The sequence below is a fragment of the Amycolatopsis sp. cmx-11-32 genome (assembly GCF_047608695.1).
GTDB lineage: Bacteria > Actinomycetota > Actinomycetes > Mycobacteriales > Pseudonocardiaceae > Amycolatopsis.
The window spans coordinates 1-25277 of record NZ_JADNQN010000019.1 but is presented as its reverse complement, the minus strand read 5'-3'; the positions used below and the strand labels follow the sequence as shown (position 1 = coordinate 25277).

Below are 25277 nucleotides of genomic sequence, written 5' to 3'. Positions count from 1 at the left end.
GCGCACCTGGTGCGCGGCCAACGACAACCCGTCCGCCACAACGACCTCCGCGAGAACACCGCTCTGAAAAACTGCGGCGTGATCGACCAGGCCGAGGCATCCTCATGATCACGGCAGAGCGTGGGCGGTACCGTCGGCAACGTCCGATCTACCAGTAGTTCCTTGTGGCCGCACCAAAGGCCCTCAACGAGCCCGAGCTTGGGAACGGGCACTTGGCACTGGTTCGTTCGGAGGTTCCTCGCACCCCGACACCCGCGCCAGTGCGAGGTCGGGGCGCTTCTCGCCCGGTCAGCAAGACGATGTCTCGCTGACCGGGCGTCACTGCGGTGTCGATGGACCGTCCGATGGAGTCGCGAGATCGAGCCTGCGGGTCAAGGCGCGTCGGCTTTCGCCGCCGCGGTGAGCGGATCAGCGGATGGCGTCGATCAGTTCGGTGAGTCTCCGGTGTAGCGGAAGACGCTGCCGCCGGAATTGACGCCCCACACGGTGCCGTCGGCGCCGGCGCCGATGTCTGACAGGGTGCCGTGGACGCCCGTCCACGGGTTCTCGTCGTCGTTGGTGTAGCGGTAGATCTGGCCGCTGGAGTTCACGCCCCACACGCTGGTTCTGGAGCCGACGTCGATCCTGCTCAGGCCGCCTGAAATGCCGACCCAGTGGTTGGCCGTCCAGGTGTAGCGATAGATCTGCTGGGACGAGTTGACCCCCCAGACGGTGCCGTCCGCCGCGGCCCCGATGTCGACCAGACCACCGGGGATCCGGTCCCACGGATCGGCGTCGTCGCCGGTGTAGCGGAAGATCCCGCCAATCGAGTCGACGCCCCACACGTTGGTCCTCGACCCCACCGAGATGCGCGACAACTTCCCGGGCACGTGGAGCCACGCGTTGTCCTCAGTGTCCCCGGTGTAGCGGAAGATGCTGCCACCGGAATTGACACCCCACACAGTGCCGTCAACACCCGCCCCGATATCCGCCAGCCCGCCCGGAATGCCGGTCCACGGGTTGTTGTCGTGGTTGGTGTAGTGGTAGATCTGGCTACCGCTGTTGACACCCCACACGACAGTCCGAGATCCGACCGCTATCGCCGAAAGACCACCCGTGATGTTCTTCCAATGAGCCACTGCTGACACCTTTCACACAGGATTTGAATATGTGCAGAAAGCAGGTAAATGAGGATCGACCACAAAGGTGATTGTCTACTCGCAAGCTTCCCGCGGCCTTGTTCTCCGGCTGCTTCGACCGTATCAACGGCGGGCTGTCCGAAACCCGGCGTTCGTCGCTGTCACCCCAATGACACAGGAAGATCCACCTTTGCGCGCGATCGTCGGCCGGGAAATTCGTCTCAGTGTGCCGCACAGGCGTCGGTGAGCTGTCCGGGTGAACCTCAGCCCTCTCCACAAAGGAGATGAAGGGAACCAACAAGCCATTTCAGGTATGCGGGCCGCCCACCACACTGATCGACCTCCGCTGTAACGTTCTCGTTTGTCAGCAGGCGAGGACGTGGCCGTCGTGCGGGCGGTGGTCGCAGGAGTGACGCAGGTCTGCCAGGCGAAGGTGCCTTATAGCCAACGGTCGGCGCCGTCGTAGCGGGGCGGAAGGCGATGCGACTGTGCACGGTGACGTGGTTGTCGATCAACGCCCGTTCGGGGCCGCCGACTGCTGAGGGCGCATATTCACCTGTCGCGAGTCCATCGGGTAAATGACGATATGCGACCGCCTGGCAGCAACGTTCCGTTCAGTACGGTGCTCTCTTGCCGATCTCGTCCGCCAGCTTGGTCAGTGTGCCGAGCGTGGCTGCGATCCGTTTCCGGCGTTTGATCCACGGGCCCGCGCTGCCGATCTGGTTTGCCCGATTTCCGTGAGTACTTCGCGCCCGCCGGCAGGATTTCGTGGGCGGCGAAGTTCCGAAGGGCGATTATCCGGTTCAAGGGCGTGTGTTGCTCCAGCTTGACTGCATCGTCCGGGACGTAACCCTTGATGGTTCGAATTAGACCGTCTCGAATTTTGAGGTCGCAAGAACCCTCCGCCGGTGACGAGGTACTCACAGACCTCGTCCGTGAAGTATTGGGGTCCGGGCTGAGATGGTGCTGATGTCGTTGGTGATCGCGGTCACGATGCAGTCGAGCATCAAATGCCCGAACACCACGTAGGTCTTGCGCAGCGCGACTTCATAGGCCAAGGTCACCGCCTGGTCGTCGAGATCGCTGTCGTCGATCTCCTGAGTGAAAGTCACGATGCGATCCAGGGTGCTCCTGAACTTCTCGGCCGCTTCTGCCCGCTCTTCTTCCTCGGCATCAGCCCAAATTGGCCCTTTAAACACGGTCGTGATCGCCTGGGGCGTTGCGGTTCCAGGATGTGCCTGCCTGTGTGGCGATCTTGGTGGTGGGTGACGGGTGGTGGCCAAGAGCGTCGGCGACTGCGGGTCGGTACCTGCTGCTGGATGGCCCCGCCGCACCCGCTCACGCGGCGATGCCACAGCTCGGCTGCCCGTACAGCTCGACCGCTTCGCCGCCCACCATCTCTTGCCGCCGACCCCACCGCGTGTGCCCCCACGAACCCGACCACGTCATGCTGCTGTGCCTGCGCCCCGACCACGACCGCGTCGCCGGACTGCGCACCGCCTGCCTACGCGAAGTGCTTCCAGTGCTGAGTTCCCAAACCCGCGAGACCCTGGCCGCACCGGAGTTCATCACCGCCCCACCACCCTCCTTCGGCACCGACAACCCGGACCCCGAACCCAGCCCGATCCTCACCGGCGCCCCCGAAGACCCCGACATGCGCATGGCCCAAATCGCCACCAGAGCCCTCACTCCACGCGCCACCGCCGCCCTGACCGAACTCGTTCACGCCTTCGACCACGCCGCGCGCACCACCCGCCTCGCCCCCGGCGATTTGGCACTGATCGACAACCGCGTCACCGCCCACGGCCGCACCGCCTTCCACCCCCCTACGACGGCACCGACCGCTGGCTCCAACGCACCTTCGCCCTCACCGACCTTCGCCGCTCCCGCGCCCACCGCGCCCACGACGGCTACATCCTCACCCGCTGACGACCGAGGACGACACCGAACCGCCGTGGCCAGCGACCTGCCTTCAGCGGGCCGCCCGAAGGCGCCACCCGCAAAGCTGTTCGCGCCACTGCTCGCTCGGTAGCGTCGTCTGCACCTGCGCGTTCGGCGATACCGTGGGCGTACCGGCCTCGGCGCCGCGGATCCGGTCCTGCGGAGAGACATGGCGACGACAGCAAGGACTCGGGTCAGGCCGACTGGCCGGCGGGTTCGATTCGGGGTGACAGTGGTAGTTCATGTGTGGGTCGTTCGTCGTATGAGGTGAGCGATTCGGGTGCTCTGCCAGTCCAGCAGAGGGCTGGCGGGGCGCACGGTGTCCGGGAACCAGGACGCCACTGCCGTGTGGCTCTCCGCCGGTGAAGGGCTCCTCTCACCCTGGAACATCAAGGGCTGGGGACGACACGGCGTGGCCGGTCAGTGGGCGATCCTGCCGAACAGGTGCGTGGCGGGGGCGTCGGGGTCGTCACCGTAAAAGAACTCCGCGAGCGCGCGGTGGAACTCGGTGCGATCCAGCCCGCCCGAGCGGTCCAGGTCCAACGCGTCGAAGACCGCGGCACAGTCCTCGGAGGGCACATTGCCCGCCAGGCCGAAGATCTCCCCGAACTCCGCCCGATCGACCCTGTCGTCGCCGTCGAGGTCGATCAGGTCGAAATAGCAGTCGGCCACCGGTCCGACCTGCTGCGGGTACAGGGCGGGATCGGTCAGCGCTCGCCGGAACCCCTCGGTCATCTCCCGCAGATCGACCTTCCCGTCACCGTCCCGGTCCATCGGCGCGATCACGGCGGTCCAGAACGCGTCCAACCCCTCGGTCAGCCGGCGGGCGGTCGCGGACTCCGGCGCGGCACCACGGGCCGCGACGTAACGCTCGCCCATCAACCGGACGTCCTGACGGGTGATCACCCCGTCGCCGTCGACGTCTGCGCCCTTGAACCACTGGCGGTACTTGAGATCGCGAACTCCAGTCATGACCGCGCAACGTAGCCAAGCAATACGGAATATCCAGGCGACGCGACCACCGGGGAGGCGGGATCATCCGTTCGGGTGGTGCCGCCGTCGTCCGCGTGGACGACGGCGGTGTCCGACTCCACGAAGCGGGACCGCGCTCGCGCCATGCGGAGTAGTCGCCAACGACCAGGTGCTGCCGGTCGTCGAAGGCGAAGCCGTGCCGCTGCACGGCGGCGCGCAAGCACACTGCCCGGGTATCGCACCTGGGCGTCGGCGACCTGCTCGACACTGGAAGGTGTCCAGCCGACGTTGAGCACGCGAGTTCTCGAACGACACAACCCGTTGGCGTTACCTGTCGTCAGCAGCCGCAGTGCCTCCAGTCTTTTCGCGCCATACCGCGACGCCGACAGGTTGCTGTCCAGTGGAACAGCCACTACCTCAGCGTCTTTCGCCTCGCACCACCACCGCCCGCGCCTGATCTGCGATGAGATCGAGACCTTCCGGCCCCTGGAAATGTTCGAAGCACTCGCGTAGATGATGACCTTCAGCGGCGGCCGATCGAGCCCGTGACGGCCTTGACTCGCCTTACCCTGAGAAGAACCCCAGCAGACAGCTGGTGGCGGTCGTCATTGGACCCTGAGGTGTACCAGGTGACCCCATCCGACACCTGAAATGCGCCCGGCAGGAACAATCATGCAAGTCTGGTGGCCCCGAAATCCTGATCATTTTTCAGCACGTAAGTGGAATCTCGGCAAAGTGCCCTTCGTAACGTCCGGTCACCGGCCCGCCCAAGAGCACGCCACTCATACCTCCTCCCGAGCACGATTTCTCGCTTTCAGGAAGGGAATCCGGGCAGCCGTAAGACCACCGAAAGGTCGGAACCCGCACGTTGCGACGCCCGTCGGAGCTCCGGTTCCAGTCCCCGGCGCGAAAGGTGAGTCCGATGAGCTACCCAGGTCCGTCAGAGCAGCGGAACCCGCAGCCCCAGCACTACTGGAACACCGTCGGCGCACCCCCGCCGCCCGTCAAGGGCAGGACCGGCTTGGCGATCGGGATCCTGATCGGCGTGCTCACCCTGGTCGCCTTCTGTATCACCGGCTTCGCCGCCCCGGGGTTCCTGCTCGCCGAGGGTGGCGGCACCTTACCGCCTGTCACGTCGTCCAGTCCCGCGCCGACTTCCGCGCCCACGAGCAGCGAGACCAGCAGCGAGACCAGCACGAGGGTCAGCCGCCCGAGCCGCCCGCGGGTCACCGTGACCAGGCGGCCCGCCCCCGGCGCACCCGAGAAGGGAGTCCAGGTGATCAGAGACTTCCTTGCCAAGATCGGCGGGAGCGACAAGGCGGGAGCGATCGCACTGGCCTGCGAACACCAGCGGCGGTTCATGGACGACAAGATCGATTCCCTGCTCCCGCTGGGCTCGCGCGTCGAAATCACCAAACCGGCGGAACGTCCAGGTTCGCCCTCGCCGATGTCGCCGGAACCGTCGAAAACCGGGCCGCCAAAGGCACGGTGATCGCCGATCGCAAGGACGAGGGAGAGTTCTGCATCACCACCTTCAGCATCCGAGACGCCTACTGAACGGGTGGCTGTCACCGATTTCACGAGCGGGCTTGCAGTCCGTACCGTGAGGTCACTCCGGGAAACTGCTGGCGCCTGCCCAGCTCGCCGAGATGAAGAAGGCCACGAGTTCCGGAACACCGTCACCGAAGACGGCCAACGGTCCGTGACCCTGCTGACTCAACACCGACGAGTACAAGTGGCAGGACGTCGACGTCGCCTTCGGCAATCTCATCGGGATATCCGCTGGAGCATAAAGGGCGAATACTCGTCTCCGCTGTATTGAATATACTGAACTGAAATCCCGGGGACCGGTCCCCGGGATTTCAGGGTTTTCTGAAAATTTAATTCGAAAGGTGCTCGCCGGTCTCTTCGCTTCCGCGGGCGGATCGAAGTGAAACTCGTCGGTACGGCTACGGCGGCTGGCTCGCTGAAGAACGTTGTCCCGAATACGCTATTTTAGTTCCTTCAAACTGCGAAAAACGCAGCCAGCTGGCCTTCTGGCAGTCGATCGCGAGATTTTGTTACAGATCTCCTGTAAGTGTTTACTGGATCTCCGGCGCCTTTTATGATCGTGATCACGGTGGGGAATGCGGATGTCGGCGCACTGGGGTCGCTGTTAGTGTCCGTACGGTGACTGTGGGGGTATCGTCCGGTGAAGTGGTCCGAAGGCGGCGACATCGAACTCGCACCGCAGGCGGCGCGAGATGCGGATCGAAGTGGCAAGAAGACAACCGGGGACGCCGTTACCGCGACCCGGGTGGGCCTTCGGTTTCCCGGCCGTGAGCTGGAATTTCAGGAGTGGCGGCGGGCGGGCGCCAAGATCAGCCGGATCGCGAATGCCTCCGCTTGGTACCTGGGGGACTGGGTGGCGTACGGCGAAGCACACTACGAGGATCGCTACCGGCACGCTGTCGATGCGGTGGGGCTCAGCTATCAGACCCTGCGTAACTACGCCTGGGTGTCTCGCCGGTTCGCGATGTCTCGGCGTCGAGACACGCTGACGTTCCATCATCACATGGAAGTGGCGAAATTTCCCGGTGCTGATCAAGATCGCTGGCTTGATCGAGCGGAAGAGGCCAAGTTGTCGGTCCGTGCCCTCCGCCGAGAGATCGCGAGCGCCCATGGTGGCGACGAAACGGACCGAGGCCCCGAGTCGAAGCTGAGAACGATTCAGGCCGAGCCTTCCAGAGTCGAGCGGTGGCGTGCCGCTGCCTCGCTCGCGAACAAGGATCTGGACGATTGGATCGTGACCGCGCTGGATGAGGCCGCGAAGCAGGGTCTGTCGCGGTAATCGGTTGCGGCGTTTGTTACGCGAAGTTTCAGTGGTGAGCGGTGTTCCGCTGAACGGTGCAACGCCTTACTCCGAGAAACGGCACCACCTGGCCACGTCCATCCGCCACGCGACCGAGTCGCGGCCGGCGCTGATGGGAATTCGCGCCCCTGGCCGTTCTTTACACCTAGCGCATGTTGTCAAACGAAGTCGCGTGCGGGAGCCGTGACGCCGGAGGAGAAGAACCTTACGAATCGCTCCATTTCTCCATAAAGGTGAGAAGTCATGGCGGCGGCTCTTGCTGACTCTGGTCGAAACCAGTAATGCTTGAGTTGGGGGTCATGGGGTCAGAGCCTGCCACTCGGCTCGGCGGCAGAGAGCCGGTTGGGTGTGCGGTCGACTCTCTCGGCTTGCCGGAAACAGAGGGGGACGCGGGGCCTGGTCTTGGAATGGTGTCGGACGTAATGGGGGATTTTATGATCGACATGAATGCACGTTCGTTTCGGTCGGTAACGGCACATGAGGAAATAGTGACGGTGCCGATACTTTCTTTGCGCGCAGGTGAGTCACCGCGGCTGAGAGGTGAGGACAAGAGGCATGTCGCGCGGCTCGTGGAGACGGATTCGCCGCTGCCGCCCATTTTGGTCGACCGGCGCACGATGCGGGTCATCGACGGGATGCACCGGTTGATGGCGGCTTCGATGCGGGGCCAGGACACGATCGAGGTCGAGTTCTTCGACGGTGACCCCGAAGAGGGGTTCCTGCGGGCCGTGCGGGCGAACGTGACCCACGGCTTCCCATTGTCCCAGGCGGATCGCCGGGCCGCCGCGATACGGATCGTCGCCTCCCATCCTCGTCTGTCGGATCGGACCATCGCGGAGATCACGGGCCTCGGTGCCAGGACCGTGGCGTCGATCCGACGGTCCAGCGACTCCATTCCGGAGGTGACCACCCGGATCGGCCTGGATGGCAAGGTTCGCCCGGTGAACCACGGTGAGGGGCGACGGCGGACCGCGGCTTTCCTGGCCCGCAATCCGAACGCGTCACTGCGGGAGGCCGCCAAGGCCGCCGGCGTTTCACCCGGCACCGTCCGGGACGTTCGCAAACGGCTCGAGCGTGGTGAGGAACCCGCGCCGCCTGAACCGCGGCAGGGTGGCTCGGCCGAGAGTGCGGAGAAGGAGTCCGGGCAGCAGCTCGAGCGTGTGGGGCGGGAACCTGAGGCGCTGATCGACGCGAGATTCGGCGCGGGGGTGGTCGCGGCGCCGGAAGCGGCCCACGAGGCGGCCCGGCACGCACTGGAGAAACTGTTGCGGGATCCCTCTCTGCGGCACAACGAGCAGGGCAGGCGACTCCTGCGGCTCATCCAGCACACCGCGACCGAGGCCAAGGACTGGCTCGGGGCGACCGAGGCCGTTCCACCCCACTGCCTGGTGATGATCACGAGTCTCGCCCGCCACTTTTCGGAGATCTGGCTCTCTCTCGCCGAGGAGCTGGACGATCGTGCGGCGATCGCCGACCCCTGGGGGGTCCGTCCGGCGGACGACGCGAAATGACTGTTCCCGACGGCTCCGGCACCGGCCGGAGGCGTCGGGCGGCATTCGTCACGGGGTGAAATCTCCTCGCGGCACGGTGTGACCAGCTGTCGCGCTGGGAAAACAACGAACGATCATGGCGTTCGGGTTTCGGCCATTCCGTTGCGTGGGTTTTGGCCGATTGTCAATTAATTCGCTGTATTTGTGTGCAACTGCGCGAAAGGCGGCAGTTGAACACGGTGGCTACGCGTCGGTTCACTGGGGCATGGTGCGTCATTGCCCGCACGATTTGCGGTGCGGGTCGATAACTAAGGAGTTGGAAATTGCGGTTCGCGCTGGGGCACGACGATCTGCATCCGACAGAAGAAGTGGAAATCCGTTCACTGTCCGTAGGCGACTCTCCTCGAATCGCCGGTGAGAGCTTGGAGCATGTGGAAACGCTGGTCGCCGCCAGCGTGCCGTTGCCACCGATCGTGGTGCACCGGCCCTCGATGCGAGTCATCGACGGCGTGCACCGTCTTCGTGCCGCGATGCTGGCGGGCCGCCAGACGATCGCGGTGCGGTTCTTCGAGGGCTCGGCGGAAGACGCCTTCATTTTGGCTGTCGAGTCCAATATCACGCACGGCCTGCCGCTGTCGACGGCCGATCGCAGACAGGCGGCGGAGCGCATCATCGCCACCCACGGCCGGTGGTCCGACCGGATGATCGCGTCGGTGGTCGGCATGTCCGCCAAGACGGTCGCCGACATCCGCCGCGGCGCGGAAGCCGGTGCGGCGGGCGAGTTCGCCCGCGTCGGCCGGGACGGCCGGGTCCGGTCCATCGACGTCAGCTCGGGCCGCAGGCTGGCCCACGAGATGATCACCGGCGATCCCAGCCTGTCGTTGCGCCAGGTCGCCCGCGCGGCGGGAATTTCGGCGGAGACCGTGCGGGACGTCAAGAACCGGATGCTGCGCGGGGAGGACCCGGTTCTGCGGAAACGGCAAGCAAAACTGGTGGGGCTGAGTGCCGACGATCGGCCCCCGGAGCACACCGTCGCCCGGTCCGAGGTGAAGCCGCCTCCGGCCACGGTGTTGGCGCGGCTGCGGGAGGACCCCGCGTTGCGCCTCAACGAGAACGGGCGGGATCTGTTGCGGCTGCTGAACATCCACCTGGTCCGTTCCGAGGACTGGAACAGGATCATCGACAGTGTGCCGCCACACAGTACGGAAACGATCGCCGAACTGGCGCGCTATTGCGCCGAGAAGTGGACGGAGATCGCGTTCCGTATCGAACGGAAAGGCGCGAAGTCGGCCTAGTGCCGCGTGTCGCCCGCCTCGGCGAAGTGACGGACCGCTCTGTCCGAGGTGTCGTCGAAACCTATTTCGGAGGTATCAAGTGGAAATCAGATCAGTCGACCACGTCGAGCTTTTCGTGGAGGACGCGGAAGGGACGGCGGCGAGGCTCTGCGACTCGTTCGGGTTCGCGCTCGCCGGCCGAGGTGGCGCGAGCACCGGCCTGCGTGGCTGCGAGTCGGTGCTCCTGCGCCAGAACGACATCGCGCTGCTGCTGACGACGGCCACCAGCCCGGACCACCGCGCGGCCGAGTACTTGCGGCACCACGGCGACGGTGTCGGGGTGATCGGCATCGGGGTCGGCGACGCGCACGCCGCGTTCGCCGCGGCGGTCGAGCGCGGGGCCGAACCCGTGGCCCCGCCCGAGGAGTTCGGCCCCGCGGGCGCGCGGGTCACGTTCGCGTCCGTGCTCGGCCTCGGGGACATCGAGCACCGCTTCGTCTCCCGTGAGAAGCCAGGGGGGCCGTTCGCGCCCGCCATCGAGGAGACCGGCGGAGGCACGTCCGGGAGCAGGCTGAAGCGGGTCGACCACTTCGCGCTGTGCGTGCCCGCCGGTGAACTGGACGAGACCGTCCGCCGCTACCAGGAGATCTTCGGCCTCACCAAGACGTTCGAGGAGCGGATCGTCGTCGGTTCGCAGGCGATGGACTCCAAAGTCGTCCAGAGCCGGTCCGAGATGCTCACCTTCACCGTCATCCAGCCCGACGTCACCCGCGACCCCGGACAGATCGACACCTTCGTGAAGTCCCACGGCGGGGCGGGCGTGCAGCACGTCGCGTTCCTCACCGATGACATCAGGACCGCGGTGCGCACCAGCGCCGAGCGGGGCGTTCGGTTCCTGTCGACACCGCTGAGCTACTACGAGGCGCTGCCCGGCAGGCTCGGTGAGATCGGTGTGCCGGTGGAGGAGCTCAGCGCGCTCGACATCCTCGCCGACCGCGACCACACGGGCGTCATGTTCCAGATCTTCACCGAGACCACGCACCCGCGGCGGACACTCTTCTACGAGCTGATCGAGCGCCGGGGAGCGCGGACGTTCGGCAGCAACAACATCCACGCCCTGTACGAGGCCGTCGAGCGGCAGCAGGCGGCCGACACGGCCGCCCGGAACGCCTGACGCTTGGGGAAGTAGATCAAGCTCAGGCGACCCCGGCACAGTCGAGTGGGGAGGGTTCAGGACCGTTCACCGTCCTGAACCCTCCCCACTCTTCCGGTTATGGAACGCTAGGGGCGGGGAAGCAACATGATCACGTTCTCCGCGTCGCGTTCGACAGCGGCGCGGCTGTAGTGCAACGGGAAGGTGCTTCCGGTCCGCCAGCGTTCCAGCAGGTCGCGGTGGTGCGGGCCGGTGGTGTCGCCGGACTGACCGGGCGCGCTGATCGCCTTGGAGTCGTCCCAGCGCCCGACATCGAGTGCCATTTTGAACGACGCCCCGACCCCCTGGTCGTAACTGGAGGGGTCGTACTTCGAAACGTCTACTGTGTACCCCGAGCCGCCGCGCTCCACCGGGCCGACGTGTCGTCCGGTGGAGCTCAGGAAAGAGGTGTGCTGCAAGGCGCCCCAGCGCCACTTACCCGGATCCTCCCCGAGTTTCGCGCGCACTTCGGCGTAGGCGGCACCGAGTGTGGTCAGCAGCAGCCGGTCCCTGGCTGCCGCCCCGCCGGATCCGAACCACCGGTCGGGATGTTCGAGCGCGTCGAGCATCAGACCGGTGTTCCCGCCGGGGAGCGCGGCGAGTGTCGCCGCTTCCTCGTTCAGGAAGACGCGGAGGAACGCCGGGACGAGGTGGTTGGTGAACCAGGGCTCGTAGAGCGCGGTGTGCGCCGAGTCGACGTGTGCGACGCCGTCGTACCCGCGGAGCAGGTTCAGCGCCCTCTCGATGTCAGGATCGGGGCTCCGCAGTCCGGCCAGCAACGGCACCAGACGGCGTGCCGGCAGCGACACCTGGTCGTTCTGCAGCCGGACCGAGTCGTCGACGGAATGCCGACGGCTTGCGGAGAGCACGTCGTCGATGCGCTGCTTGCGATACGGGGGTTCCCATTCGTAACCCACCTGGAACGGATGGCCAGCCGGGACGTTGTAGTCATTGGCGGAAGTGATGAATCCGTTCTTCGGATTGTAGGAGTGGGGCAGTGTGGCGCCGTCGTGAAAGCCGGTCCACTCGTGGCGGCCGTCCCCGGGGACCGGGAACAGGCCGTCGTAGCCGGAACGCTTCGGCGCCAGGCCGGCCGCGACCCAGCCGATGTTCCCACCGGTGTCGGCGTAGAGAAGATTTTCCGACGGCCCGCCCCACAGCCGCGCGGCGGCGGAGAAGTCACCGAAGTTCCGTGCTCGCAGGAAGCGCATGGAGCCGAAGTACGGTGCCGTCCCGGGTTCCGTCCAGGCCGTGCGCAGCGCGTACGCCACGTGGCTCGCCGCGTCGACCCGCAGGACGGGACCGTGCCGGGAGAACTGCATTGCGATCCGCTGCGGCGGCCCGTCCTTGACGGGCACCTCCTCGGTGACCGTCCGGAAGGATTCCCACCCGTCGCGGTAGCGGTACCGGCCGGGGTCGTCCGGGTCGAGCCGGTAGACGTACAGATCTTCCTGGTCGATGCCGAACACGGTCAGCCCGAACGCGACCTTTTCGTTGTGCCCGAGGGAAACCCCGGGCAGGAACGGCTCGCCCGCCCCGATGACGTCGAGACCCGGCGCCGACAGGTGGCTGATGTACCGCAGTGGCGGCGCGGTGAGCGCCCGGTGCGGGTCATTGGCCAGTACCGGGCGCCCGCTCGCGGTTCTTCCCGGCGACACCACCCAGCTGTTGCTGCCCTCCGCCATGCCGGAGGTGTAGGACGGAAGCCCGCCGAAGGCCGACTGCTCGGCCGGGGCGACGGGCTCCAGCACGTCCGCTGGTATGGAACACGGATCGATCCCGTCCGGCACGGCCGGAGTGTGGGCGGGCTGGAGCGCGTGGGAGAACTTGTCTGCCTCGATGCCGCCCGCGCAGACCAGCCGGGAACGGAGCACCTCCGATGCCGCGTTCATCGACAGCCCGTGCTTGCGGACGCGCACCACGTCCTCCGGCTGCCATCTGGCCGGTTTGAAGCCGAACTCCGAGAACTCGGGCGGCAGGCTTTCCGGGTGCCTCTCGATCCAGTCCAGCCGGGCGTTGATGCCTTCGGTGAACCGGATCGCCGCTTGTTTCGCCTCGGGTCCGTACGCCGCCCATTCGCGGTCCATGTCTCCGCGGTAGAGGAGCAGCCGGGCCGCGCGATCCTGTTTGACGAACGACGGACCGAGAATCTCCGAGAGCAGGCCGAGACCGCTTCGCCGCCATATGTCCATCTGGAACAGCCGATCGCGCGCGGCGTTGAACCCCTGTGCGAGGAAGAGGTCATCGATGTTCCGCGCGTAGATGTGGGGCACGCCAGAGTGGTCCACGACCATCCGCACCGGACGGCTCAGCCCGGGGACCTGGTAGGTCTCCGTCCGCGGTCCGGCCATCACGGCAGGGGGAGTCAGACCGGACAGCAGCACGGAGACGACCAGTATCGTGCCCGCCTTCCGGCCGCGACGCGTCATCGGCCCGGATCCGGTTCACACCAGGACATGCCGTCGGGCGTGGCGACGAGCCCGCCGTCGAAGACCGGGGTGACCTCGCCCGCCTCGTCGCCGAGCTGTGCCCTGGTCTGCACCTGCGATCCCTCCTGCATCGCCTGGCGCACCACCGACGACCGGAACAACGGCGCCATGTTCTCCTCGTGGGCTTCGACCAGCGTGTCGATGGCGTCGGCGAACTCCGCCGAACGCTGCTTGAGCCGCAGGACGCCCGACTCGGCGTCGGACAGGTCGAATTCGGTGCTGGACATCCCCGCCACGAGCTCGACGAACGACTCGAGGTCGGTGTTGCTGCTGTTGGTCACCTTCTTCGCCGACCAGAAGTACGAGCCCTCGTCGATGTGCATGTCGTAGAACGAGGTCAGGAACTCGTAGAAGACGCCGTACTCGCGGCGGTACCGCGCCTCGAACTCGTCGAAGGCCCGCTGCTCGTCGACGCTCCCGTCCAGGACACTGTTGATCGAGCGGGCCGCCAGCAGCGCGCTGTAGGTGGCCAGGTGGACCCCGGAGGAGAAGACCGGGTCCACGAAGCAGGCCGCGTCGCCGACGAGGACCATGCCCGGCCGCCAGAAAGTCGTGTGGTGGTAGGAGTAGTCCTTGCGTACCCGCAGCTGCCCGTACTGGCCGGTCGTGACCCTGGTCGCGTCGGCGAGGAATTCGCCGATCATCGGGCACTCGGCGATGAGGGAGTTCATCGCCGCCTCGGGGTCGCCCTGGATCTTCGCCGCGTCTTCCCTGCGGACGACCGCGCCGACACTGGTCAGTGTGTCGCTGAGCGGGATGTACCAGAACCACCCGTGGTTGAACGCGACGCACAGGATGTTGCTGGAGTTCGGCGACGGCAGGCGCTTACCGTTCTCGAAGTACCCGAACAGGGCCAGGCTGCGGAAGAAGTCGGAGTACTTCCGTGTACCCCCGACCCGTTTGTGGATGCGGCTGGTGTTGCCGGAGGCGTCCACGACGTATCGGGCCGACATCTCGTGCGTGGTGCCGTCCGGATCGGTGTAGCGCAATCCGCGCACCCGACCGTCTTCGCCTTCCACGACGTCGGTCACCGCGTGGTTCTGGCGGACGTCGACACCCTTGCGGACGGAATTGTCGAGCAGGATCTTGTCGAATTTGCTCCGCTCGACCTGATAGGCGAACGAGGTCGGCCCCGCGACCTTGGGTGAGACGGAGAAGGCGAAGTTCCACGGTGTGGGGTTGGCACCCCACCGGAAGGTGCCACCGCGCTTGCGGGGGAAACCCGCCTCGGCGATTTCGCCGTCGACACCGAGCAGATGGCAGATGCCGTGGATGGTGGACGGCAGCAGCGATTCGCCGATCTGATATCGGGGGAACGTCTCCTTCTCGAGAAGCAGGACGCGGTGGCCCCGCATGGCCACCAGCGACGCCAGCGTCGAGCCCGCGGGGCCACCGCCGACGACCGCTACGTCGAATTCCTCGTGTCGTGCCGTACTCATTCGACCTCCTGGAACGCGTTGCCGGTATCTCTCGTATTTCCTGGTCGCTCTCGGTTCAAGGGTTCCACAAGAATTGCTGGTGACCCACCTTGGACAGTTCTCTCGAACGGACACCGCGAACTGTTTCGCAGCACAAAAAATGCGCCGCCGGTAACAATCACCGACGACGCATTTCCCGGCGTGTCAGCTCACCCGGCGTCGTATTCGGACGAGGCTGAGCGCGACGAGAACTCCGCTGAGCACGAGGTAGACCACGGTCTCCAGCACCTGGAACGTCCAATAGCGACTGGCGGGCTGATAGCTGACGTCGACGTGGAGGTCGTGCTTGGCGAGGCACACCGCGGCGTCGCCGAACGTGCCGGTCGCCCCGGTTTTGGGCGGGGTGTTGATGCAGGTACCGAACTTGGCGCTGTCGATGGTCTTGCCGTCCGCGGTGCGCAACGGGCTCGTTTCGGCGATCCAGGCGTTGGGCGCGTTCGGGATCCGCACTCCGCCGATGACCGAGCCGCCGGTGATGCTGCCCAGGTTCTGCGCCTCGTTGATGACCTCGGCGGTCATCGGCAGCGTGGCGTGCTCGGCGGGCACGAGGTTGGGCCGCACCATGTTGGCGAAGAAGAACTGGAAGACGATGAATCCGACGAGGGTCAGCGCCATGGCGGGCAGTGTCCGCCGCAGCAGGAGCCCGGCGATGGTGCCCAAAGTGAACGCCAGCGCGGCGTAACCGATGGGGGCGATGTAGCGCGCGCCGAAGACGAAGGTGCTGAACTGGTTCTTGACGACCTCGTCGAACGGCGCCGCCGCCCAGGTGAGCGCCGCGCCCGCCACTCCGGTGAGGACCATGGCGCCGATGCCCACGACCAGGACCTTGGTGAGCAGCCAGCGCGGACGGGTGACGCTTTGGTTCCACGCCAGCGTATGGGTGTTCCCCTCGAGCTCCCTGGCGATCATCGGCGCGCCCCAGAACGTCCCGATGACGGCGGGGACCAGGGCCAGACCGGCCGCGAGGAACAACAACGTGTTCTCGTAGGCGGCGCGGAACTGGGCCGTCGCCTGCGCGCAGTCGCCTTGGCTCCGGCAGCTGGCCTGGAAGACGTCGTAGCCCTCGCGGACGTCCGTGCCCAGGTACACCAGATAAGCGACGATCACGGCCAGTGCGACGGCGCCTGCCAGCGCCTGGACCCGGAACTGCCGCCAGCTCAGCCACATCATCGCTGGGTCTCCCATGCTTCGGTCTGGCCGTCCACGCCGATGTCCATCCCCATGCCCGCGGCCCTGCCCATGTACGCGAGGACGAGCTCTTCGAGCGAGACCTGTTCGGGCGGGTAGGGCAGCGGCCCCGCCGCGGTACCGATGCGGACGACCACGTGGCTGTAATGGCCGTGGTGTTCCATCCGGATGACCTCGACACCAGGGGGCAGCCGGTCCAGCCCGCCGCGCGGCGCGATCAGCCGGGCGTGGCAGGCCAGCAGGTCGCGGACGTCACCCGCGACCTGCACCCGCGAATCGCACAGCACGATGAGGTAGTCGCAGACCTGCTCGATGTCGTCGAGCAGGTGCGAGGACAGCACCGCGCTGGCGCCGAGCTCGACAACGAAGTCCATCAGGTTACGGAGGAAACCCTTGCGGGCCAGAGGATCCAATGCCGCGGCGGGTTCGTCGAAGATCAGCAGTTCGGGTCGTTTCGCGGCCGCGATGGTCAGCGCGAGCTGCGCGCGCTGACCACCGGACAGGTGCCCCGCCTTCTGCGTCGGGTTCAGCCCGACCTGCCGGATGCGACGCTCGGCCAGTGCCGGATCCCATCCCGGGTTCATCTTCGCGCCGAGTGTCAGGTGCTCGGCCACGCTGAACGACCCGTACACCGGGGTGTTCTGCGCGACGAACCCCACCCTCGCCAGGTGTGCCGCGTTCGCCGCCGGACGAGATCCCAGCACGGTCAACGAGCCCTCTGACGGCTCGATCAGCCCGCAGGCCAGGTGCAGCAGGGTCGACTTGCCCGCTCCGTTCGGGCCGACCAGGCCGATGACCCGGCCGGCGGGGACGGTGAGGTTCACGTCGGCGAGTGCCTGCTTGCCGCGGCGGCCGTACTTCTTGGCCAGGTCCGTTGCATGGAACACCGGAGGGGAGTCTGCGAGTGGCATGCTCTCATCCTCGGATTTCCCTGTTCTTCCCGGCATCAGCCCAAAGCATGGTTTCCGCTTTCGACGGTCGCACTTTTGACTGGTTCTTCGCTGAAGTCCCGCTGCTGGGAGAACTGCGTCCGGTAGAGTTCGGCGTAGAGTCCACCATTCGCGAGCAGCTCCTGGTGGGTGCCACGCTCCTGGATCCGCCCCTGGTCGATCACCAGGATCTGGTCGGCGTCGTGGATGGTGGACAACCGGTGCGCGATGACGAGTGAGGTGCGTCCGGCGAGCGCGGTCTTCAATGCCCGCTGGATGGCCGCCTCGGACTCCGAGTCCAGATGCGCGGTAGCCTCGTCCAGCACCACGATCGGCGGCGACTTGAGCAGCAGCCTGGCCAAGGCCAACCGCTGCTTTTCGCCGCCGGACAAGCGGTAGCCGCGATCGCCGACGACCGTGTCCAGCCCGTCGGGCAGCTGGGAGATGGTCGACCAGATCCGCGCGGCCTCGCACGCCTCGACGACCTCGGCCTCGGTGGCTTCCGGCCGCGCGTAGAGCAGGTTGGCGCGGATCGTGTCGTGGAACATGTGCGCGTCCTGCGTGACCACGCCGACAGAGTCCTGCAGCGAGTCCAGGGTCAGGTCCTTGACGTCGTGGCCACCGATCCGCACCGTTCCGGAGGTGGCGTCGTAAAGCCTCGGCACCAGGTGGGTGATCGTGGTCTTGCCGGCGCCGGAGGGCCCGACGAGCGCGGTGAGCCGCCCCGCCGGGGCGTGGAAGCTCACCTCGTTCAGCACCAGCGCGTTCTCACCCTGGTCCGACACGCGCGCCGGCACCGCTTCGAGGGAGGCCAGAGAGACCTCGTCGGCGCCGGGGTAGCGGAAAGCGACCTGGTCGAACTCGACGTGCGGCGCGGTGCCGTTCCCCGCTTCCGGGGCGGGCAGGGGCCGGGCGTCCGGCCGCTCGGTGATGAGCGGTTCGAGGTCCAGCACCTCGAAGACGCGGTCGAAGCTGACCAGCGCGGTGATGATGTCCATCTGGATGGTCGTCAGCTGGTTGATGGGGTTGTAGAGCATCAGCAGCAGGCCGACCAACGCCACGAGCGTGCCGAGCTGCAGGGTGCCGTCGATGACGAACCAGCCGCCGAAGCCGTAGACCATGGCCGTCGTGATGGTGGTGAGCAGGGTGACCAGGATGAACAGCAGCCGTGCGTGCACCGCCATCGAGATGGCGATGTCGCGGACCTTCCCCGCTTTGCGGGAGAAGTCCGCGGTCTCCTCGCGTCGGCGGCCGTAGAGCTTGACCAGCATCGCGCCTGCCACGTTGAACCGTTCGGTCATCGTCGAGCCCAGTTCGGCGTCGGTCTGCATGCCGGTGCGCGCCAGCCGTTCCAGCCGCGTGGCGATGATCTTCCCCGGCAGGAAGAAGATCGGGATCAACACCAGCGCCACGAGGGTGATCGACCACGACAGGTAGAACATCGTGCCGAGCACCAGCACCAGGGTCAGCACCGTGGACAGCGCCTGCGACAGCAGCGTCGAGATCCCTTGCTCCGCGCCGACGACGTCGGTGTTGAGCCTGCTGACCAGCGACCCGGTCCGCGTGCGGGTGAAGAAGGCCACGGGCTGCCGTTGCACGTGCGAGAACACCTTGGTGCGCAGGTCGAAGATGAGGCCCTGGCCGACCCGGCCGGAGAACCAGGTCTGCGCGTAGATCGCGACGACGTTCACCACGGCGAGCCCGACGACGATCAGGCTCAGCGTCAGCACGACGGACATGTTCCCGGGGGTGATGCCGTCGTCGATGATCCCCTTCAGGAACAGTGGGGTCGACACCATGATGACCGCGTCGATCACGGTCGCCACCATCACGACGAGCAGTGACCAGCGATAGCGCAGGGCATAGGGGATGATGCGCTTCACCGTGCCGGGTTTGATCGGCTGTGGCTCGACTAGGCCTTCGACGCGCAGCCCGATCGTGCCGAGGCTCGGGTCGTCTCCGATGGTCACGAAAGTTCTCCTCAGTTGTTGTCGAAAAACTCGGTGATCGCCGCGTTGACCGCGTCCGGGCGTTCGAGACAGCCGAGATGCCCGCAACCGGGGATCTCGACGAGGTCGCAGCGGGGGATCGCCTCGGCGACCTCCGCGCCGAGGTGCGGCGGGGTGATGAGGTCGTCGGTGAAGGTCACGACCCGGCAGGGGGCCGCCACGCGGCACAGGGCCACGCGCCGGTCGCCGACCAGGTCGGCCCAGGTCTGTCCGGTGGCGACGGTCCCTGTCCCGGACATCTCGAAGACGTCGAGCCAGCTCGCCACCGCGTTGTCGTCGTCCAATGTGGATGGTGAGAACATCTTGAAGACCGTTGTGGCGGCCTCATACGCGGCGGGGAGCCGTACGCCGCTTTCCGCCAGCGCGATCTCGGCTTCGGTCTGAGCCAGCCTGGCGGCGTCCGCGCGGGCCCTGGTGGCGATCAATACCGCGGACCGCACGAGTTCCGGATGGTCGATCGCCAGTTCCTGGGCGATCATCGCGCCCAGTGACATGCCGACGATCCGGCACGGCGCGAGGTCCAGCCCCTCGATCAGTCCTCGGGTGTCGGCGACGAGATCCGCGAGCGAATACTTGCCGTCGGGTGCGTCGGAAGGCGGAATGCCACGGTTGTCGAACACGACCGTGGCGTAGCCCGCGGCGTGCAGCGCGGGTGTTTGGTTCACTGTCCAGAAGTGGCCCGCGGAGCCGGATCCCGCGATCAGCAGAACCGGTTCGCCGCCCGTCGAACGTTCGTACGCGAGACGGATCCCATTCGCGGTGACGAAGTCCGTGGCGTGCCGGTAAGCGGCACCACCCATGTCATTTCCCTCCAGCCTGATCGCCGGATGGCGTGCGATGCCGCGTCCGTCCCGATTCAGGAGCGGCGTCACTATGGCATGGGTCGGGGTGGGGGTACAGGCCGTCGCGGACAGCCGTGATTGACAGTGGTACCAACGCGTCCAACTGCGGGGGCGTCGTCAGTTGGGCGTCTACGCCCGCCTCGGCGATCGGTTGATGCGCCGTGTTTCCGTAGGCCATATTGAGCCGCCTTGAGCCGAGGAGGCCTGTCGTGTCCGACGCCGATCTGACCGCTATCCGCCTGACTGCCGAGAAAATCCAGTCCTGGCTCGTCGAGCGCGTGGCGCATTACGCCATGATTCCCGCCGAGGAGATCGAATCCAATGTCCCGCTGTCGGATTACGGACTGGATTCGGTGTACGCCTTCGCGTTGTGCGGGGACATCGAGGACACGCTCGGCATTCTCGTCGAGCCCATCCTGCTCTGGGACGTCGACACCGTCGCCGCGCTCACCACCCACCTCACCGAGCTGGCGACTACATGAGTGGTCTGGACCTCTCGCTGACCTCAAGCCAGCTCGGTGTCTGGTACTCCCAGCAACTCGCGCCGGAGAACCCGGCCTACAACATCGCCGAGTACCTGGAGATCCACGGCGACGTGGACGTCGCCCTGCTCGTCGTGGCACTGCGCCGGGCCTTGCGGGAGGCCGAGACGTACCGGCTCCGGTTCCGGCTCGAGAACGGGACACCCCGGCAGTACGTCGACGCCTCGATGGAGCATCCGGTCCACGTCGCGGATCTCGGTGCCTCCGCGGATCCACGCGCGGCCGCCGAAAAGTGGATGGCGGCTGATCTGGACCGGTCGGTGGATCTCTTGGCAGGCCCGCCTTCCGCTCATGCCGTGTTCCGGCTCGGGCCCGCTCTGGTTCTCTGGTACCAGCGCGTGCACCACGTCGTCCTCGACGGGGCAAGCCTTTCGACGTTCGCGGCCCGCGTCGCGGACGTCTACACGGCACTCGCCGCCGGGCTGGAACCCGAGAACGGCATGCTGAAGCCGCTTTCGGTACTGCTCGACGCGGACCACGCCTACCGGGATTCCGCCGATTCCCAGCGGGACCGGCGGTTCTGGCTCGACGCGCTGTCGGACCTGCCGGAACCCAGTGGGACGGACCGGACCCGGTCCCTGCCGGGGCGGCCGATCCTGCGAGGCGACGAGATCGACGCGGACGAAGCCGCCGAGTTGAAAGTGGCGGCACGAAGATTGCGCACGAGCTTCGCCGGACTGGCGCTTTCCGCCGCGGCTTTGTACCGGCAGCGCACGGCCGGGGAACGCGACGTCGTCCTCGGGCTGCCGGTCAGCGGGCGGACCACCGAACGGGAGCTCGGGATCCCCGGGATGACCTCCAACGTGGTGCCGCTCCGGCTGGCGATCCCGCGAGGCGGCACCGTCGGCGCGTTCGTGCGGCAGACTTCGCGCGCGGTGTTCGACTGCCTGCGCCACCAGCGCTACCCGTACGGGCAGATCCTCGCCGATCGCGGACTCGTCGGCCGGGGCTCACTGCGTTCCCTGAGCGTCAACGTGATGTCCCTCGGCCGTCCGCTGCGCTTCGCGGACGCCGTCGCCACGCGGTGCGGCCTGTCGAGCGGGCCTGTCGAGGATCTGGCCATCGATGTCTTCGATCGCTCGGCGGGCGGCGGCGTCCAGTTGCTCGTCGAGCTGAATCCCGCGCTGCACGACCCGGCGTCGGGAGCGGAGATCGTCCGGAGGTTCCGCCGGGTACTGAACCGCCTGGCGGCCGCGTCGCCCACCGAGCGCCTGGACCGGATCGACGTCCTCGACGACGACGAGCGGCGACGTGTACTCGTGGACTGGAACCGCACCGACACCGAAGTCGACGGCGCGACCGCGCTTGACCGGTTCGAACAGCATGTCGCGCGGACCCCGGACGCGGTGGCGGTCGTCTGCGGCGAGGCGGAGCTCACCTACGGCGAGCTGGCCGATCGGGCGCGTCGGCTGGCCAGCTCGCTGCGTGAGCACGGCGTCGGCACCGAGTCGGTGGTCGCCGTGTGCCTACCGCGCGGGCCCGAGATGCTCACCGCGATCCTGGCGACCTGGCTGGCCGGAGCGGCGTACTTGCCGATCGACCCGGACCATCCCGCCGAGCGCGTGGAGTTCATGCGCGCCGACGGCGGTGCCACCGTGCTGATCGGGCCCGACGGGGTGTCCGGCCCGGTGGGGACACCGGCGTCCGCGCCTGCCGTGCTGCCCGGCCAGTTGGCGTATGTGATGTACACGTCCGGTTCGACGGGCGTGCCGAAAGGTGTCGCGGTCACCCACGCGGGGCTGGCGAACTACCTCGCGTGGGCGGTCGAGTTCTACCGGATCGGTGCGGGGGACCGGGTTCCGCTGCACTCGTCGCTCGCGTTCGACCTCACGGTGACGAGCGTGCTGGCGCCGCTGGTGTGCGGCGGCACGGTGGTGATCAGCCCCGAAGGCGGCCCTGAGGGGCTGGCCGACCTCGTGCGAGCCGGCGGGGACGACGAGTTCGGACTCGTGAAAGTGGTGCCAGGGCACCTGCCGCTGCTCGCGGAACTGCTGTCGCGGGACCAGCGGGCGTCGGCGGCCCGGCGGCTGGTGGTGGGCGGGGCCGCGCTGCCCGGTGCCGAGGTACGAGCCTGGCTGGCGGCCGCTCCCGGCACGGTCGTGATCAACGAGTACGGGCCGACCGAGACGGTGGTCGGCTGTTGCGTGTTCGAGATGACCGCGGGGCGTCCGGTGGGCAACGCGGTGCCGATCGGCACACCGATCGCGAAGACTCGCCTGTACGTGCTGGACGATGCGCTGGGCCTGGCCCCACCAGGAGTGGTGGGCGAACTGTACGTGGCCGGAGCCGGGCTGGCGCGGGGTTACGCGGGCCGTCCCGGGCTGACCGCGGAACGGTTCGTGGCGTGTCCGTTCGGGGACGCCACCGCGGCGGGACGCATGTACCGGACGGGAGATCTGGCGCGGTGGACCACCGGCGGGGTGCTGGAGTTCCTCGGCCGGACCGACGAGCAGGTCAAGATCCGCGGATACCGCGTCGAGCCCGGCGAGATCGAGGCGGCGCTGGCCCGGCACCCGGCGGTCGCGCGGGCGGTCGTGGTGGCCACCGACGAGCCAGGCGATCGCGCGCGGTTGGTGGCCTACGTGGTGCCCGGGGCCGGGGCGGAAGTGGACGTGCTGGAGCTGCGCCGATTCGCCGCGCGGGTGCTGCCGGACCACATGGTGCCCTCGGTGGTGCAGGTGCTCGCGGCTATTCCGTTGTCTCCCAGCGGAAAGGTGGACCGGAAGGCCTTGCCCGCGCCAGAGGTCGTGATCTCGGACCGGGCGCCTCGCACCCCGCGGGAAGCGATTCTGTGCCGCCTGTTCGCCGAGGTGCTCGGGCTGGCGCGAGTGGGTGTCGACGAGGACTTCTTCGCACTGGGCGGGCATTCGCTGGCCGTCACCCGGTTGATCGGCCGCATCCGGGCCACACTCGGCCTGGAAGTACCGATGCGGACCGTGTTCCGGGCACCCACGGTGGCGGATCTGGCCGCCGGGCTCGACAGCGGCGCCACCGCCCGCCCCGCGCTGCGGGCGGTGCCGCGCCAGGACCCCGTGCCACTGTCCTCGGCACAGCGCCGGTTGTGGTTCCTGCACCGGATGCAGGGCGGGTCGGCGACTTACAATGCTCCGCTGGGCCTGCGGATCACCGGTGCGCTGGAGCATGCGGCGCTCGAGGCGGCGCTGGCCGACGTGGTGGCCAGGCACGAAGTGCTGCGGACCGTTTTCCCGGAAGTGGACGGGACGGCCTGCCAGCGGATCCTCGATCCGGACGAGGCCCGGCCGCGGTTGGTGGTGCACGAGGGCGGGCGTCCCGAGCAGTGGGCGCGGGCCGCGGGCCACGTCTTCGATCTGGCCACGGATCCGCCGCTGTGGGCCGAACTGTTCGCGGTGGGGCCGGACGATCATCTGCTGGTACTGGTCGTTCACCACATCGCGGGGGACGCCTGGTCGATGAAGCCGCTGGCACGTGACCTCGCCGCCGCGTACGCCGCGCGGAGCCAGGGCAGGGCGCCCCGGTTGCCGGAGCCGCCGGTGCAGTACGCGGACTACACGGTGTGGCAGCACGCGCTCCTGGGTCAGGAAGACGATCCGGAGAGCCTGCTCGGCCGCCAGTTGAGCTACTGGCGGGATCGGCTGGCCGGGCTGCCTGCCCGGCTGCGGCTGCCCACCGACCGGCCCCGACCGGCCGTGGCGACCGGCCGTGGCGACCTGCTGTCGTTCCGGCTGACGCCATCCCTGCACCGGGATCTGGTGGAACTCGCCAGGGAACGCGGAGCAACCCTGTTCATGGTGGTGCACGCGGCGCTGGCCGCGTTGCTGGCCAGGCTCGGCGCGGGGGACGACATCCCGCTGGGGGCACCGATCGCCGGCCGCCACGACGCCGTCCTGGACGACTTGGTCGGCTGCTTCGTCAACACGCTGGTGCTGCGGACCGACGTCTCCGGCAACCCGACCTTCCACGACCTGCTCCTGCGGGTCAGGGAAACCGATCTGGCCGCCTACGAGAACCAGGACGTCCCGTTCGAACACCTGGTGGAGGTGCTCAATCCGGACCGCTCCCCAGCACACCACCCCCTCTTCCAGGTCAGCCTGACCCTGCAGGACGCGGCGTTCGCGACCTTCGAGTTGCCCGGCCTCGAAACCCGGCCGGAACCGATCGGCACCGGTACGGCCCGGTTCGACCTGATGGTCGGCCTGACCGATCGCTATGGGGAGGACGGCGCTCCTTCCGGTGTCGAAGGGACGGTGGAGTACGCCACCGATCTCTTCGACACCGCAACGGTTCGGACGTTGCTGGATCGGCTGACGCGGCTACTGGAGCAGGTGGCCGAGGACCCCCGCCGTCGAGTGGGTGATCTCGACCTGCTGGCTCCCGGCGAACGACGTTGGCTGCTGGACGAGGTCCACGACGAAGCCGTGGAAGCATCTGACGAGACCTTGGTGACCTTGTTCGAGCGGCAGGTAGCGGCTTCCCCGGAGGCCGTCGCAGTGACCTTCGCTGGTGCCCAGCTGACGTATGCGGGACTGAACGCTCGGGCGAATCGTCTGGCCCGTCGCTTGGTGGGCGAAGGTGTCGGCCCGGAATCGGTCGTGGGTGTGGTGGCGCGACGGTCGGCCGAGTCGGTGGTGTCGCTGTTGGCGGTGCTCAAGGCGGGTGGCGCGTATTTGCCGGTGGATCCGGATTCTCCGGTAAAGCGGGTCGAGTTCGTGCTGGCGGACGCGGACGTGGTGTGTGTGGTCGCGACGTCGGATTGTGTGTCCGTGGTACCAGAGGGTTTTCCGGTTGTGGTGGCGGACGAACCAGGGCAGGACGTGGTGTCTGAGGCCGCCCCGGTTGTTCGGTTGCTTTCTGCTCATGCGGCGTATGTGATTTACACGTCGGGTTCGACGGGGTTGCCGAAGGGGGTGGTGGTTCCGCATCGGAATGTGGTGGCGTTGTTCGCGGCTGCTGGTGGGTTGTTTGATTTTGGTGCGGATGATG

The 25277-nt window shown here is 67.2% G+C and carries 18 protein-coding genes; 8 read left to right on the top strand and 10 right to left on the bottom strand.

The annotated features are described in order from the left end of the window. Positions 1 to 425 precede the first annotated feature (425 nt). Positions 426 to 1118, bottom strand: a complete 693-nt coding sequence (locus ACM6LR_RS36395) for a tectonin domain-containing protein (RefSeq protein WP_414942628.1) — start codon at positions 1116 to 1118, stop codon at positions 426 to 428. Positions 1119 to 2038: 920 nt separating this feature from the next. Further along, positions 2039 to 2317, bottom strand: a complete 279-nt coding sequence (locus ACM6LR_RS36390) for a hypothetical protein (RefSeq protein WP_414942627.1) — start codon at positions 2315 to 2317, stop codon at positions 2039 to 2041. 221 nt (positions 2318 to 2538) lie between these two features. Here ACM6LR_RS36390 and ACM6LR_RS36385 point away from each other — a divergent pair, with 221 nt between their 5' ends. Next, positions 2539 to 3150 (top strand): TauD/TfdA family dioxygenase, encoded by a 612-nt coding sequence (locus tag ACM6LR_RS36385; protein ID WP_414945421.1) that lies wholly within the window; start codon positions 2539 to 2541, stop codon positions 3148 to 3150. A 329-nt stretch (positions 3151 to 3479) separates the two neighbouring features. Here ACM6LR_RS36385 and ACM6LR_RS36380 read toward each other — a convergent pair whose 3' ends face one another. After that, on the bottom strand, positions 3480 to 4031 hold the full coding sequence (locus ACM6LR_RS36380) for an EF-hand domain-containing protein (RefSeq protein ID WP_414942625.1): 552 nt from the start codon (positions 4029 to 4031) through the stop codon (positions 3480 to 3482). A 922-nt stretch (positions 4032 to 4953) separates the two neighbouring features. Between ACM6LR_RS36380 and ACM6LR_RS36375 the strand changes: the two genes are divergently transcribed. Then, entirely contained in the window at positions 4954 to 5523 is a 570-nt protein-coding gene (locus ACM6LR_RS36375) for a hypothetical protein (protein ID WP_414945420.1), read from the top strand. Positions 5524 to 5640: 117 nt separating this feature from the next. Here ACM6LR_RS36375 and ACM6LR_RS36370 read toward each other — a convergent pair whose 3' ends face one another. Further along, positions 5641 to 5802, bottom strand: coding sequence for a hypothetical protein (locus ACM6LR_RS36370; RefSeq protein WP_414942622.1), 162 nt, complete (start codon positions 5800 to 5802; stop codon positions 5641 to 5643). 420 nt (positions 5803 to 6222) lie between these two features. Here ACM6LR_RS36370 and ACM6LR_RS36365 point away from each other — a divergent pair, with 420 nt between their 5' ends. From ACM6LR_RS36365 to hppD, 4 genes are all read left to right on the top strand, one after another. Further along, positions 6223 to 6861 carry an LmbU family transcriptional regulator gene (locus ACM6LR_RS36365; protein WP_414942621.1) on the top strand — a complete coding sequence of 213 codons (639 nt, stop codon included), beginning with the start codon at positions 6223 to 6225 and terminating at the stop codon, positions 6859 to 6861. A gap of 515 nt (positions 6862 to 7376) precedes the next feature. After that, complete coding sequence (locus tag ACM6LR_RS36360; protein WP_414945419.1) at positions 7377 to 8393, top strand: transcriptional regulator; 1017 nt, start codon at positions 7377 to 7379, stop codon at positions 8391 to 8393. Positions 8394 to 8695: 302 nt separating this feature from the next. Continuing rightward, on the top strand, positions 8696 to 9667 hold the full coding sequence (locus ACM6LR_RS36355) for a ParB N-terminal domain-containing protein (RefSeq protein WP_414945418.1): 972 nt from the start codon (positions 8696 to 8698) through the stop codon (positions 9665 to 9667). 79 nt (positions 9668 to 9746) lie between these two features. After that, positions 9747 to 10820 carry a 4-hydroxyphenylpyruvate dioxygenase gene (gene hppD / locus ACM6LR_RS36350; RefSeq protein WP_414945417.1) on the top strand — a complete coding sequence of 358 codons (1074 nt, stop codon included), beginning with the start codon at positions 9747 to 9749 and terminating at the stop codon, positions 10818 to 10820. A gap of 107 nt (positions 10821 to 10927) precedes the next feature. Here hppD and ACM6LR_RS36345 read toward each other — a convergent pair whose 3' ends face one another. The 6 genes from ACM6LR_RS36345 to ACM6LR_RS36320 form a co-directional block, all read right to left on the bottom strand. Next, on the bottom strand, positions 10928 to 13267 hold the full coding sequence (locus ACM6LR_RS36345) for a penicillin acylase family protein (protein WP_414945416.1): 2340 nt from the start codon (positions 13265 to 13267) through the stop codon (positions 10928 to 10930). Beyond that, positions 13264 to 14766, bottom strand: a complete 1503-nt coding sequence (locus ACM6LR_RS36340) for a tryptophan 7-halogenase (protein ID WP_414942616.1) — start codon at positions 14764 to 14766, stop codon at positions 13264 to 13266. Before ACM6LR_RS36340 ends, ACM6LR_RS36345 begins: the two co-directional genes overlap by 4 nt. Before the next feature lie 183 nt (positions 14767 to 14949). Further along, positions 14950 to 15975 (bottom strand): ABC transporter permease subunit, encoded by a 1026-nt coding sequence (locus ACM6LR_RS36335; RefSeq protein WP_414945415.1) that lies wholly within the window; start codon positions 15973 to 15975, stop codon positions 14950 to 14952. Further along, complete coding sequence (locus tag ACM6LR_RS36330; RefSeq protein ID WP_414942614.1) at positions 15972 to 16904, bottom strand: ABC transporter ATP-binding protein; 933 nt, start codon at positions 16902 to 16904, stop codon at positions 15972 to 15974. Before ACM6LR_RS36330 ends, ACM6LR_RS36335 begins: the two co-directional genes overlap by 4 nt. Positions 16905 to 16939: 35 nt before the next feature. Further along, the gene (locus ACM6LR_RS36325; RefSeq protein WP_414942613.1) at positions 16940 to 18892 is read right to left on the bottom strand and encodes an ABC transporter ATP-binding protein; all 1953 of its coding nucleotides are present in this window, start codon (positions 18890 to 18892) and stop codon (positions 16940 to 16942) included. An 11-nt stretch (positions 18893 to 18903) separates the two neighbouring features. After that, positions 18904 to 19731, bottom strand: a complete 828-nt coding sequence (locus tag ACM6LR_RS36320; RefSeq protein ID WP_414942612.1) for an alpha/beta fold hydrolase — start codon at positions 19729 to 19731, stop codon at positions 18904 to 18906. A gap of 251 nt (positions 19732 to 19982) precedes the next feature. Between ACM6LR_RS36320 and ACM6LR_RS36315 the strand changes: the two genes are divergently transcribed. Together ACM6LR_RS36315 and ACM6LR_RS36310 are read left to right on the top strand one after the other, a co-directional pair. Continuing rightward, a complete protein-coding gene (locus ACM6LR_RS36315) occupies positions 19983 to 20255 on the top strand; it encodes an acyl carrier protein (RefSeq protein WP_414942611.1) in 273 nt (90 codons plus the stop codon). Further along, positions 20252 to 25277: amino acid adenylation domain-containing protein (locus ACM6LR_RS36310; protein ID WP_414945414.1), on the top strand; the 5026-nt coding region annotated here is incomplete at its 3' end. The genes ACM6LR_RS36315 and ACM6LR_RS36310, both read left to right, overlap by 4 nt.

Coding starts and splice junctions, on each gene's coding strand:
- ACM6LR_RS36380 (WP_414942625.1), bottom strand. CDS start 4,031: ATGACTGGAGTTCGCGATCTCAAGTACCGCCAGTGGTTCAAGGGCGCA.
- ACM6LR_RS36375 (WP_414945420.1), top strand. CDS start 4,954: ATGAGCTACCCAGGTCCGTCAGAGCAGCGGAACCCGCAGCCCCAGCAC.
- ACM6LR_RS36370 (WP_414942622.1), bottom strand. CDS start 5,802: ATGAGATTGCCGAAGGCGACGTCGACGTCCTGCCACTTGTACTCGTCG.
- ACM6LR_RS36345 (WP_414945416.1), bottom strand. CDS start 13,267: ATGACGCGTCGCGGCCGGAAGGCGGGCACGATACTGGTCGTCTCCGTG.
- ACM6LR_RS36340 (WP_414942616.1), bottom strand. CDS start 14,766: ATGAGTACGGCACGACACGAGGAATTCGACGTAGCGGTCGTCGGCGGT.
- ACM6LR_RS36335 (WP_414945415.1), bottom strand. CDS start 15,975: ATGATGTGGCTGAGCTGGCGGCAGTTCCGGGTCCAGGCGCTGGCAGGC.
- ACM6LR_RS36330 (WP_414942614.1), bottom strand. CDS start 16,904: ATGCCACTCGCAGACTCCCCTCCGGTGTTCCATGCAACGGACCTGGCC.
- ACM6LR_RS36320 (WP_414942612.1), bottom strand. CDS start 19,731: ATGGGTGGTGCCGCTTACCGGCACGCCACGGACTTCGTCACCGCGAAT.